The organism is Corynebacterium sp. HMSC066C02 (assembly GCF_001814945.1).
Taxonomy (GTDB): Bacteria; Actinomycetota; Actinomycetes; order Mycobacteriales; family Mycobacteriaceae; genus Corynebacterium; species Corynebacterium aurimucosum.
Window position 1 is genome coordinate 60,580 of the sequence record NZ_KV818469.1, and the last position, 12,979, is coordinate 73,558.

The following is a 12,979-nucleotide window of genomic DNA, read 5'->3' on the forward strand; positions in this document are numbered from 1 at the left end:
GAATGGTTTCTAGTCAGCGCTCAACTTTACCCGTCCGGTGCTCTGCTTAGCGACGCCGCCCCCGGATGATGTCCCGCAACCTCCCCAGGTACTCGCGCACCCGTTTTTCCGCGCCGTGGTCGGTGGGCTGATAATACTCGGCATCGGTGAGCGTCTCCGGTAAATACTGCTGGGCTAGCACACCGCGTGGATCATCATGCGGGTACCGGTAGCCGACAGCGTTTCCCAAGCGCTTGGCACCCTCGTAGTGGCCGTCGCGCAGGTGCGGCGGGACGTGCCCGCTCTTACCGGCCTGGACATCGGCTTGGGCAGCGTTGATGGCATTAATAACGGAATTCGACTTCGGCGCCGTGGCCAGGTGGATCGTGGCCTGCGCCAGCGGGATGCGCGCCTCGGGCAGGCCAATCAGGGCCGCAGCCTCCGCCGCGGCCACGGCGGTGGGCAAAGCGGTGGGATCCGCCATCCCAACGTCCTCGGAGGCATGCACGATGAGCCGGCGCGCTATGAAGCGCGGGTCTTCGCCGGCCTCAATCATGCGGGCAAGGTAGTGCAACGCGGCGTCCACGTCGGAGCCGCGGATGGACTTAATAAAGGCGGAGACAACATCATAGTGCTGGTCCCCGTCACGGTCATAGCGCACGACCGCGCGGTTGACGTTGTCTTTGAGAATGTCGACGGTGAGCTCGCCGCCATCCGGCACCGCTTCGGCGGCCGCCTCGAGATAGGTCAGCGTCCGTCGAGCATCACCGCCGGCGAGCAGCACCAGCTGATCCAAAGCGTCTTCCGTGGCAGTGATTCGCCCCGCCAAACCGCGCTCACTCCTCAGCGCCCGCTCCGCGAGGCTGCGGAGGGAGACATCGTCAAGCGGCTCCAAGTGCAGCAACAGCGAACGCGAAAGCAGCGGCGCTACCACAGAAAACGAAGGATTCTCGGTGGTCGCGGCCACGAGAAGGACAGTGCGGTTCTCCACGGCCGCCAGCAACGCATCCTGCTGGGTTTTGGAGAAGCGGTGTACCTCATCGATGAAGAGCACCGTGCGGCGACCTTCGATGAGTTCGCGACGCGCATGAGTGATCACTTCGCGGACTTGCTTAACACCAGAGTCCAGGGCAGAAAGCCCAATGAAGTTATCCCCCAAGGAGGAAGCGATCAGGGAGGCGAGCGTTGTCTTTCCGGTTCCCGGCGGGCCGTACAGGATGACCGAGGCTTCCCCCGAGCCCTCCACCAGCCGGCGCAACGGGGTCCCCGGCTCCAGTAGGTGCTTCTGCCCCACCACTTCATCGAGGCTCTGCGGCCGCATGCGCGCGGCAAGGGGTGAGCCTGAATGAGTTGCAAACATATCGGGGCCACCCGGCAGGCTGGGCGCTGACTGGTCATCGCCGAAGAGTGACTCCTGCCCCATCAGGACTCCCGGAGACGGGAAGCAACTGCGCGGCCAAATGCGGCCACCACGGAGCATCCATCATTCTTGCACTGCGCGGCAAACCGCGACAGCGCCTCGAAAGTTTCATAAAGATCACGGCGGATGAGAGCCTCATCCTCGGTGAACGGCCCCTGGTCGGAACGGCGAAGCAACGAGCGATGCGGGTCACGATAAATCTCGGCGTTGCCCTCCGCCAGAGCTACAACGCCTTCGATCCCGCCGGCATACATGGTGGTCACGCTCGACAGGGCCCAGCCTATGAGGCAGGCCACCAGCAATTCATGCAGCGTCTTCTCATCAGCAAACTGGGGCCACACATCGACGATGCGGCGCTGCCAGGCTTGGATGAAGATTTCCGCTTCGCTATCAGTAATCGGCCGTGAGAACAGGAATTGTGGGAAGCCTGCAACAACGCAGGCCACGTCAAAGCCAACGTTACGGAAACCAGCCCATTCATAATCCAGGAAGGTTAACGCTGTCCCCACGATGATGTTGTCTGGGGACAGATCGAAGGGGGTAAAGGCGCGGTTGCGGCCAGAACTAAAGCTCTGCATGGCGGTGCGAGCCAATTCGCGAACGTGTTTCGGCGGTTCCAGTCCGGCCTCATTGAGAATGTCAGCGCCGATCATGATGGAGCTCTTCAGCGAATCATCACGCAGCGCCTGGTGCTCAGCGTATTCGGGATGCCGGCGCAGCTGACGGTTCAGCAGGGCCTCGTAATCCTCCTCGCGCCCTGCGGTTCCTGCGTGCATCTTGCCCAGCGCGCTGCCCAGGGATCGGAGCAGCTCGACGCGGTCTTCATCGCTGCTGTGGGCGAGGGCATCCGCCAAGGTGTCGCCATCGCCCGCGTCGGTGAGCACGAGGATGCGCTTTTCCACATCGTGCGCAAGAAGGACTGGGCCTGGGCGGACCTCTTCAGACAGCGCTGTGGTGAATTGATAGGCCACCACTTCACGCAGGAGTGCGGCGTCATCAATAGTGTGTCCGGTGACCGGGTTGTACTTGATGACGACCGACCGATGTGGAAAGAAGGCACTTGGTGTCGTGCGGGCACGAAGCACCACAGCATTGCCCGAGCCGGTGAGCTGTTGAATGTCACTCAGCTCAGGCTCGCCGCCATAGCGGCGGGAAATCATCAGCGATGCTTCCGCCACCACGGCATCAGCCGCAGAACTGTCCATGGACTCGTGTCCCATCGAATTCACTTGCTTGCCTGCCTCCACTTGTCGTAGGCCCAACTACCTTACCGGCGCTGCGCGGTCTTAAGACTCCTTCCCAGCCTTTTCACCCTGTGCAGCCTTAGCCGCCTTTTCCGGCTTGAAGTCCACGCCGGTCTCCTTGCGCTGCTCAGCGGGGATGGTGCCCGGAGCATCGGTCAGAGGATCAACGCCGCCGCCCGACTTCGGGAAGGCAATGACGTCGCGGATGGAATCGAATCCGCCCAGCAGGGAGACAATGCGGTCCCAACCGAAAGCAATGCCGCCATGCGGCGGGGCACCGAACTGGAAAGCGTCGAGCAGGAAGCCGAACTTCTCCTGCGCTTCCTCTTCACCAATGCCCATGACATCGAAGACGCGCTTCTGCACATCCTGGTCGTGGATACGGATGGAGCCGCCGCCAATCTCGTTGCCGTTGCAGACGATGTCATAGGCGTAGGCCAAGGCCTCTCCCGGATTCTCATCAAAGTTATCCAGGTACTCCGGCTTCGGCGAGGTAAAGGCGTGGTGGACAGCCGTCCACTTGGAGTGACCCAGAGCCACATCACCCGAAGCGGTGGCATCGGCGGCCGGCTCGAAGAGCGGTGCGTCCACGACCCAGGTGAAGGCCCAGTCGCCGTCCTTGATAAGGTCCAGCTTCTTTGCGATCTCACCGCGCGCAGCGCCCAGCAAAGCACGGGAAGACTTTACGTCACCGGCGGCAAAGAAGATGGCGTCGCCCGGCTTAGCACCGACGTGCTCGGCAATGCCCTCGCGCTCGGCGTCAGTAATGTTTTTGGCCACTGGGCCGCCCAGGGTGCCGTCCTCGGCGATGGTGATATAAGCCAGGCCCTTCGCACCGCGCTGCTTTGCCCATTCCTGCCACGCATCGAACTGGCGGCGCGGCTGGGAGGCTCCGCCTTCCATGACGACAGCACCGACGTATTCGTTCTGGAAGACACGGAAGGTGGTGTCCTTGAAGAAGTCGGTGCACTCCACGATCTTGATGTCGAAGCGCAGATCCGGCTTGTCAGATCCGTAGTACTTCATGGCATCGGCGTAGGTCATGCGCGGGATGGGCGTCTTAATCTCGTAGCCGATCAGCTTCCAGAGAGCGGATACAATCTCTTCCGCTAGTGCAATAACATCGTCCTGGTCTACGAAGGACATTTCGACGTCGAGCTGCGTAAATTCAGGCTGGCGGTCCGCGCGGAAGTCCTCATCGCGGTAGCAGCGAGCAATCTGGTAGTAGCGCTCCATGCCGGCCACCATGAGCAGCTGCTTAAAAAGCTGCGGAGACTGCGGGAGTGCGTACCAGCTGCCCGGCTTGAGGCGGGCGGGCACGAGGAAGTCACGAGCGCCCTCCGGGGTGGAACGGGTCAGGGTCGGGGTTTCAATCTCAGTAAAGTCGTGGTTGTCCAGAACTTCGCGGGCGGCGCGGTTAGCGGCGGAGCGCAGGCGCAGAGCCTCGTGCTGACGCTCGCGGCGCAGGTCCAAGTAACGGTACTTCAGACGGGTCTCTTCACCGACTTCACCGGAAGAAGACGGATCATCAATCTGGAACGGCAGCGCTGCGGACTTGTTGAGCACCTCCAGGTCCGAGACGTTAACCTCAATCTCACCAGATGCCAGGTTTGCGTTAGCCGAACCTTCCGGGCGCGGCTCCACTACGCCGGTAACCTTGACGCAGTATTCAGAACGCAGATCGTGGGCGCGCTCAGCTACCTCAGATTCGCGGAAAACCACCTGGGCAACGCCAGAGCGGTCACGCAGATCAATGAAGATAACACCGCCATGGTCGCGACGGCGAGCGACCCAACCCGTCAGGGTGACGGTCTCCCCTGCCATCTCCTTGCGCAGTTCGCCTGCCAAATGTGTACGCAGCACTCTCGTTCAATCCCTTCTCATTGTTGACGCTCGCACCCACACACGCCACGCGTAGACAGCACGCGCCGAGGGATGCAAGTACTTGAACGGCCCAAGTCTACCGCCCACACCGGACTTGCACAGCGCTAGGGTGAGCACCGTGTGCTTAACAGCAGTCCACCTATCGAGCAGACAGCACCTACGGCTTGTGGCAAAATCTCTGGCATGACTTTTAAATCTGGCGCCAATTTTGATGGTAAGCGAGCTAGCTCCGGCGGTGGAGGCCGCGGCGGCATGATCGCTACCGGCGGCGGCATTGGCTCTCTCCTTCTCATTGGTCTCTATCTACTCCTCGGCGGCGATCCCGGCGCCATCACCGAAAGCGATCCCCAGACCGACCAGACCCAGGTGGGACCAGAGGAAAGCGGCGAAGACGCATTTGCGCACTGCCAAACTGCTGAGGACGGCAATAAGCACGACGATTGCCGCGTCATGTTCGCCGCCCAGTCCGTCGACAAGGTCTGGGCCCAGCAGTTGCCGGATCAGGCAGGCATCGAGTACGTCGAGCCGGGCCGCGTCATCTTCAACAACACCACCATGTCGGGCTGCGGCCAGGCTTCAGGCGCTACGGGCCCGTTCTACTGCCCTGCGGATGAGTCGGCCTACTTCGACACCGCCTTCTTTGATCAGCTCCGCAATTTCGGCGGCGAGAATGCTCCTCTGGCCCAGATGTACATCGTGGCCCACGAATTTGGCCACCACATTCAAAAACTGGAAGGCACGCTCAGCTTGTCCAATTACAACGAGCCTGGCGAGGATTCCAACGCTGTGAAGATTGAGCTGCAAGCTGATTGCTATGCCGGCCTCTGGGCGCACTACGCCGATGAGGGCGAAGACGCTTTGCTCGAAACGATTACTGAACAACAAGTAACCGATGCCGTGAACACCGCTCGTGCTGTAGGCGATGACAACATCCAGCGCCGCTCGGGCGGCGAAGTACGCCCGGACATGTGGACGCACGGCTCCTCCGAGGACCGCGCTCAGGCCTTCCTCGCTGGATATAACACCGGCAAGATGGAACAGTGCGATACCTTGGGCCGAGGCGTCTATAAGTCTTAATACTGCGCTTAAAAGGTGCTAGTGCGGCCGATGAAAGGTCGCACCACCCCCAAATGTGCCAGAAAAGTGCAGATTAAATTCAAATACATGAAGTGTTTACCTGCCGGCAATCTTGATGCTTTACCCTGATCAAGTTCCCGCCGGATTGTGGTGGGATCCGCTCTGTCTTTAAAAGCATAAAAGAACCGTGCGTGATGCCATCACCCTGCACCGCGACAGGCACATTATCCCCTGCTTTCACGGCGCATTCGCCCTGCCTGCGGCAGCCCGCGCTTCCTCATCACGCAGCGTTCTCTTCATGAAAGGAACGACGTTTTGAGCACCGCCACGCCGACGATGCCTGACCTCGAATCGATGAATGGCAAGAACAAGGACTGGATTTGGCACTTGTTCTTCGGCGCCATCACCGCTGTCACGCTGATCTTCTTCATCATTTGGAGCAACGGAGAAGTTGCTGAGGGGGCTAATCGCGTAGTCCTGATTACAGCGATCATCTTCGCCCTATTCATGGCCTTCAACATTGGCGGCAATGACGTCGCCAACTCCTTCGGTACCTCCGTGGGTGCAGGAACCTTGTCGATGAAGCAGGCCCTCGCGGTCGCTGCAGTCTTCGAGGTATCCGGTGCCATCCTCGCTGGCGGTGAGGTGACGGATACCGTCCGTTCCGGCATCGTGGACCTTGATGCAATTGACGGTCTAGACCCGATGGAGTTCGTCTACATCATGATGGCATCGCTCCTAGGTGCCGCCATCTGGCTACTCGTCGCCACCCGGATGGGCTGGCCGGTTTCTACGACCCACTCCATCGTCGGCGGTATCGTCGGCGCTGCACTGACCGTCGGCTTCATCACCGGCAAGGGTGGCATGGACATGGTGCAGTGGGGCGGAATCGGCACCATTGCCTTCTCCTGGGTCCTTTCCCCAGTTCTTGGTGGCATTGCCGCCTTCCTTCTCTTCAAGTGGATCAAGTCCTCCATCTTGGTGTACAACGACGCTGCGGACGAACGCCTGCGTGAGATCAAGGTTCGTCGCTCGGCACTACGCAAGGAGCACAAGACCCGCTTCGAGCGCATGAATGAGCTGCAGCAGATTTCCTACACCAACGCCATGGCTCGTGATGCTGCTCTCACAGCGGAAGATGATTATGACCCAGAGGCTCTCGAGTCCGACTACTACCGGGACTTGCATAACCTCAACAAGGATCTTGAGGACATCAATGCGCACCGCGCCCTGGAGAACTGGGTCCCACTGCTGGCTGCTTTGGGCGCCATCATTATTTCCGCGATGATGCTTTTCAAGGGGTTGAAGAACACCGGCGTTGACTTCTCCACCCTGGAGAACTTCCTGGTTATGGGCATGGTAGGCGCCGTGGTCTGGATGGCTGTGTTTATCTTCGCCCGCTCCCTGAAGAAGAAGTCCCTGTCACGCTCGACCTTCCTTCTCTTCTCGTGGATGCAGGTCTTTACTGCTTCGGCCTTCGCGTTCTCGCATGGCTCGAACGATATCGCTAACGCTATTGGCCCCTTCGCCGCCGTCTTCGACGTCCTGCGGACGAACCAGATTTCCGATGAAGTCACTGTCCCTCTCCCGGTCATGGTGGCCATGGGTATCGCCCTGATTTCTGGCCTCTGGTTCATCGGCCGCTTCGTTATCCAGACGGTCGGTTCGGGCCTGACTCAGATGCACCCCTCCTCCGGTTTCGCCGCTGAACTGGCCGCCGCTGCCGTCGTCATGGCAGCGTCCCTCTTGGGCCTGCCGGTCTCCTCGACCCACATCCTCATCGGCGCTGTCCTGGGTGTCGGCATCGTAAACCGCGCCGCCAACTGGAAGCTGATGAAGCCGATCGCCCTCGCGTGGGTTATCACCCTCCCGGCAGCGGCAGCCATCGCAGCCGTGACGGTTTCTATCCTGCGCGTCGCCTTCTAAAGCTTCAGCGCATCACACGCGCACAGCACATAGTGCCCTATCGCCGCGAGTGCCCCAACAACCGGGGTCCTCGCGGTGATTGTGTTTTAGCGACCGGACACAGCACGCACTGCCAAATCCGTACACTGGGGCTTCATGAGCGATAACTCCCTGGCCAGATTCTTTTCCGCCTTCAACGACATTGAACAATTTCTCCGCCAGGCAATTGGGGCGAAGAATTCAGATTCTTTCTGGTGGATTGTTGATCGCGCACACGACAAACATCTGTTGGGCAAGCGCCAAGCGGAACAGCTGAAGGACTTTGGTAACCTGCGCAATGCCATTGCCCATGGCCGCTACTTCGACGGCGCACCCATCGCTACCCCACACCCACAGGTCGTCACGCAGCTGGAAAACCTGCAGCGCCTTCTCACGGATCCGCCTACAGCGCAGTCCCTTCTTTCTGACCGTGACGTAACCATTCTTGCCCCCGAAACCCCAATCATGGAGGCCTTACGGCTCATTAACCAGACCGGCTATTCGCAGATCCCTATCTATGATTCGGGGACTTACCAGGCGCTGCTGACGACCAACGTCATCGCCCGGTGGATTGCGGCTGATTTGGGAGACGATGGCGTGGTCAATGCGGCGTCGATTAGCGCCGTTCTGGAATTCGCCGAGAAGAAGGACCGCGCCGAGTTTCTGCCCCGCACAGCCAGCGCGCAAGAGGTTATCGATGCTCTCACAGAGGCCACCGTAGATGGCGTCCGTGCCAGCGCAGTCCTCCTCACCGAGCATGGAAAGGCTTCGCAGCGTCCGCTGGCTATCGCGACACCGGGGGATCTCGCAGTGTTGGTCGACGCCCTCGAATGGGAATAATCTCCTGGTACATTATTGCTGACACGTCACAGACGGGAGATTGGCATGCAATTCGGAGTTTTCAGCATTGGTGACGTCACGCAAGACCCCACCACCGGCCGCACCCCCACCGAGGCCGAGCGCATCCGCGCGATAACGGAAATCGCGCTCAAGGCGGAGGAGGTAGGGCTCGATATTTTCGCCACCGGCGAGCACCACAACCCACCTTTCGTCCCATCGGCACCCACCACTCACCTGGCCTATATCGCGGCACAGACAAAGAACCTTCAACTCTCCACTGCCACCACGCTGATCACTACCAACGACCCCGTCCGCCTCGCGGAGGACTACGCCTTTCTCCAGCACCTCGCCGACGGGCGCATCGACCTAATGCTGGGCCGCGGTAACACTGGCCCGGTCTACCCGTGGTTTGGCAAGGACATCCGCGAGGGCATCCCCCTCGCGGTGGAAAACTATCACTTGCTGCGCCGCCTCTGGCGTGAGCCCGTCGTGTCCTGGCAAGGAAAGTTCCGTACCCCTCTCCAGGGATTCACCGCCACACCGGCGCCGCTCGACAGTATCCCGCCCTTTGTCTGGCACGGCTCCATCCGCTCCCCGCAGATTGCCGAACAGGCTGCCTATTATGGCGATGGCTTCTTCCATAACAACATCTTCTGGAACAAGGAACACACCGCGAAGATGGTGAACCTCTACCGCAACCGCTATGAATCCTATGGGCACGGCCGTGCCGATCAGGCCATCGTGGGCCTCGGTGGGCACGTTTTCATCGGGTCTACAGAGCAGGAGGCGAAGGATTTCTTCCGCCCCTACTTCGATAACGCTCCGGTCTACGGCCACGGTCCTTCCCTGGAAGAATTCACGGCTCAAACCCCCTTAACGGTAGGCACCGTGGAGCAAGTGGTGGAGCGCACGCTGCAGTTTGCTGATTGGGTTGGTGACTATCAACGCCAGCTTTTCCTCATCGACCACGCCGGACTGCCGCAAGAGGTGGTGCTGGAGCAGATAGAAATCCTCGGCACCCAGGTCGTGCCGGAACTGCGCCGCCGCTTTGAGGAACGCCGCCCAGATCATGTACCTTCTGACCCACCGACGCACGCCACGCTTGGCTCCTATCCCCCACACGCGCTGGTCAGCCCTGGAGAGGAGAAATAAATGCGCTCACTGGTGGTTGTTACGGCTGGGCTGTCCTTGCCGTCGTCGACGCGCGCGCTTGGTGACGCCCTCTCATCCGCCACCACCGCCCATGTCACCGCCCGGGGTGAAGGCGTGGACATCACCGTCGTGGAGCTACGCGAACTCGCGGGCGAGCTGGCCGAGGCCATGACCAACTGGGTCTCGCCCACGCCTCGTCTGAAGGCGGCACAGTCCGCCGTGCTGAATGCCGACGGTCTCATCGCAGTCAGTCCCGTGTTCCAAGGAAGCTACTCGGGCCTGTTCAAGATGTTCTTCGACACCTTGGAGCCGCATTCCTTGGAGGGGCTTCCTACCCTTATCGCGGCCACGGGCGGCTCCAGCCGGCATGCGCTGGTCCTGGACTATGCCCTGCGGCCTCTACTCAATTACCTGCACGCCACGGTGGTCCCCACCGGCGTCTTCCAAGCCACGGAGGATTATGGCACCGCGGAGGGCGCGCGTAATGAAAGGCGCATCGAGCGTGCCGCTAGGGAGTTAGCGGATCTCATGGTGCGCCCGCTCGACCGGGTCGCTGGGCTTACGGGCACCCTCAGCGAAACGCAGGAAACGCCCCAGGACAGTTCCGAAGACATACTGGATTCGGATCCTGCAGGTTTCCGCGAACTCCTCTCCCGCCACGACGGCCAACCGGACTAAGCAGCTATGGAGGCCTCTCGGTACTATCGTAAGGCGTAACTTATTTAACGCTTCTAAGGAGGTTTGACCCCACATGACAATTAGCGTGACCGATATCTTCTCCATCGGCATCGGCCCTTCCTCCTCTCATACCGTCGGCCCCATGCGCGCCGCCAAGGCTTTCCTCGAGACACTGGATGAACACCCTGCAAAGGTCCACGTCGTACTGCGCGGCTCGCTCTCTGCTACCGGCCGCGGCCACGCTACGGATCGCGCCGTAATTTTGGGCCTTGCTGGTTGGGACCCGCTGTCGGTGCCGCTCGACGCCGAGCCGCGCGCTGATGCCTTCATCCCCAGCGAGGGCTCCATCTCAGGCCCTGCAGGTAAGGTGCAGTACAGCATTGAGTTCAACAACGAGCCGGTGCCAGAACACCCGAACTGCCTGATTTTCACTGCCTGGGACGAAGACGGCTCCATCCTCGCCGAGAACACGGAGTACTTCTCCGTCGGCGGCGGCTTCATTCTGTCCCGCGAGGAGTACAACGCCCAGCTCGAAACCGACACTGGAGTTCCGGCCGGTGTCGCTGCGGCGACCGCCGAGGACGCCGTTCCTTATGAGTTCCAATCGGGTGAGCACCTGCTTCACCTGTGCGCGGCCAACGACATGGCCATTTGGGAAATCGTCGCCGCCAATGAGGCAGTCCTGCACCGCGAAGAAGGCGGGCTCGACTACGTCTACCAACACCTCGACCTTGTGTGGGACATCATGCGCGAATGCGTGACCGAGGGAATTTCCACCAAGGGAATCTTGCCTGGTGGCCTCCGTGTCAACCGCCGTGCGCCGCAGATGTACCAACAGTTGTTGGCCAAGCAGGACGACGAGTCTTGTGGCTTTTCCGCAATGGAATGGGTAAACCTCTACGCGCTCGCCGTCAACGAGCAGAATGCCGCCGGCGGCCGCGTCATTACTGCACCGACGAATGGCGCCTGTGGGATCATCCCGGCCGTGCTCCATTATGCCCGCGACTTTATGGCGGACTTCACGCGCGCCGATGCCCGCCGCTACCTGCTCACTGCGGGTGCCGTTGGCATCATCATCAAGTCCAATGCCTCCATCTCCGGCGCCGAGGTGGGCTGCCAGGGTGAGGTGGGCTCCGCTTCCTCCATGGCGGCGGCCGGTATGGCTGAGCTGCTCGGTGCAACCCCGGAGCAGGTGGAAAACGCCGCCGAGATCGCGCTTGAGCATAACCTCGGCCTGACCTGCGACCCTGTTGGCGGCCTGGTGCAGATCCCCTGTATCGAGCGCAACGCTATTGGCGCCGTCAAATCCATTAACGCCGCTCGCCTAGCGCGCATGGGTGAGGGAACGCACCACGTCACCCTCGACAACGCGGTCCGCACCATGGCCGAAACCGGACGCGACATGCTCTCCAAGTACAAGGAGACCTCGCTCGGCGGCCTAGCGAAGACGATGGGCTTTACCGTCTCCCAGGTGGAGTGCTAAACCAGCTGACGGAGCTGGTTGACGATGTCCCTCACAGGGACGTCGCGCTGCTCGTGCGCGCGCAGGTCCTTGAGCGCCACGGAGCCGGCCTCTAGCTCTTGGTCACCGAGGACGAGTGCGAAGCGGGCGTTGGCACGATCAGCGCCCTTCATCGCTCCCTTAAGGCCACGGTCGCCGAAGGACATATCGGCAGCAATGCCGGCCTTGCGCAGGTCATTGATGATGCTGACCATCTTCTGCTTCGCCGCAGCTCCCAAGGCCACACCGTAGACGGCCACGCGCTCGTCGACACCCTCGAGCTCGACTCCCTCAGCCTCGAGGGCCAGAATGGTGCGGTCTACGCCAAGGCCATAGCCGATTCCGGACAGTTCCTGCCCACCAAGCTGGGCCATGAGGCCGTCATAGCGGCCGCCGCCACCGATGCCGGACTGCGCGCCAAGGCCATCGTGGACGAATTCGAAACAGGTCTTTGTGTAATAGTCGAGGCCGCGGACCATGCGCGGGTTGATGGTGTAGGGCACGCCCATGTCATCGAGCAGGCCGGTGACCGTTTCAAAGTGCTCGCGGCACTCGGCATTGAGGTGGTCAAGCATCAAGGGAGCATCAACAAGCTGCTCCTGGACCTCTGGGCGCTTGTCATCGAGCACGCGCAGGGGATTGAGCTCCGCGCGGGCCTTAGTGTCCTCGTCTAGATCCAGCTTGAACAGGAACTCCTGCAGCTTCTCGCGGTAGGCCGGGCGGCAGTCGTGGTCACCCAAGCTGGTCAACTCAAGGCGGAATTGGCTCAGGCCTAGGCTGCGGTAGGAGCGATCCGCCAAGGCAATAATCTCGGCATCCAGCGCCGGATCATCCACGCCGATGGCCTCCACACCGACCTGCTGCAGCTGACGGTAACGGCCCGCCTGCGGGCGCTCGTAGCGGAAGAAGGGGCCGAAATAGTTGAGCTTCACCGGAAGCTGACCGCGGTCAAGGTTGTGTTCAATGACCGCGCGCATGACACCCGCGGTGCCCTCTGGTCGCAGCGTCACGGAACGATCACCACGATCGGCGAAGGTATACATCTCCTTCGACACCACGTCCGTGGACTCCCCTACGCCGCGGGCGAAGAGCGATGTGTCCTCAAAGACGGGGAGTTCGATGTGCTGGAAGCCGGACAGGTGTGCCTGATGTACGAAGGCCTCACGGACCTTGGCAAAGATGGCCGATTGCGGCGGGACGTAGTCCGGCACACCCTTAGGCGCGGACAGGGCTTTGAACTGCTTCTTATCACTCACGCCC

At 61.0% G+C, this 12,979-nt stretch carries 10 protein-coding genes; 6 read left to right on the plus strand and 4 right to left on the minus strand.

Annotation, left to right across the window (positions count from 1 at the left end; genetic code table 11):
- Positions 1-46 precede the first annotated feature (46 nt).
- From HMPREF2996_RS09730 to aspS, 3 genes are all read right to left on the minus strand, one after another.
- Positions 47-1,402: a replication-associated recombination protein A gene (locus tag HMPREF2996_RS09730; RefSeq protein WP_070731219.1), complete on the minus strand. Its 1,356-nt coding sequence runs from the start codon at positions 1,400-1,402 to the stop codon at positions 47-49.
- A complete protein-coding gene (locus tag HMPREF2996_RS09735) occupies positions 1,402-2,604 on the minus strand; it encodes a phosphotransferase (RefSeq protein ID WP_070644991.1) in 1,203 nt (400 codons plus the stop codon). Before HMPREF2996_RS09735 ends, HMPREF2996_RS09730 begins: the two co-directional genes overlap by 1 nt.
- An 81-nt stretch (positions 2,605-2,685) precedes the next feature.
- Complete coding sequence (gene aspS / locus HMPREF2996_RS09740) at positions 2,686-4,506, minus strand: aspartate--tRNA ligase (RefSeq protein ID WP_070446838.1); 1,821 nt, start codon at positions 4,504-4,506, stop codon at positions 2,686-2,688.
- 204 nt (positions 4,507-4,710) lie between these two features.
- Between aspS and HMPREF2996_RS09745 the strand changes: the two genes are divergently transcribed.
- From HMPREF2996_RS09745 to HMPREF2996_RS09770, 6 genes are all read left to right on the plus strand, one after another.
- The gene (locus tag HMPREF2996_RS09745; protein ID WP_070731220.1) at positions 4,711-5,604 is read left to right on the plus strand and encodes a KPN_02809 family neutral zinc metallopeptidase; all 894 of its coding nucleotides are present in this window, start codon (positions 4,711-4,713) and stop codon (positions 5,602-5,604) included.
- A gap of 315 nt (positions 5,605-5,919) precedes the next feature.
- Positions 5,920-7,530 (plus strand): inorganic phosphate transporter, encoded by a 1,611-nt coding sequence (locus HMPREF2996_RS09750; RefSeq protein ID WP_070446835.1) that lies wholly within the window; start codon positions 5,920-5,922, stop codon positions 7,528-7,530.
- Positions 7,531-7,665: 135 nt separating this feature from the next.
- Positions 7,666-8,388: a CBS domain-containing protein gene (locus HMPREF2996_RS09755; protein ID WP_070711279.1), complete on the plus strand. Its 723-nt coding sequence runs from the start codon at positions 7,666-7,668 to the stop codon at positions 8,386-8,388.
- Between the two features lie 45 nt (positions 8,389-8,433).
- Positions 8,434-9,540, plus strand: a complete 1,107-nt coding sequence (locus HMPREF2996_RS09760) for an LLM class flavin-dependent oxidoreductase (RefSeq protein ID WP_070446830.1) — start codon at positions 8,434-8,436, stop codon at positions 9,538-9,540.
- The gene (locus HMPREF2996_RS09765; protein ID WP_070719219.1) at positions 9,541-10,218 is read left to right on the plus strand and encodes an FMN reductase; all 678 of its coding nucleotides are present in this window, start codon (positions 9,541-9,543) and stop codon (positions 10,216-10,218) included. It abuts the gene before it with no gap.
- Positions 10,219-10,291: 73 nt separating this feature from the next.
- The gene (locus HMPREF2996_RS09770; protein WP_070446826.1) at positions 10,292-11,701 is read left to right on the plus strand and encodes an L-serine ammonia-lyase; all 1,410 of its coding nucleotides are present in this window, start codon (positions 10,292-10,294) and stop codon (positions 11,699-11,701) included.
- On the opposite strand, the gene hisS is transcribed toward HMPREF2996_RS09770, so the two are convergent.
- Positions 11,698-12,975 (minus strand): histidine--tRNA ligase, encoded by a 1,278-nt coding sequence (gene hisS, locus HMPREF2996_RS09775; protein ID WP_070731221.1) that lies wholly within the window; start codon positions 12,973-12,975, stop codon positions 11,698-11,700. The two genes, HMPREF2996_RS09770 and hisS, sit on opposite strands and share 4 nt — an antisense overlap.
- Between the last annotated feature and the right edge of the window lie 4 nt (positions 12,976-12,979).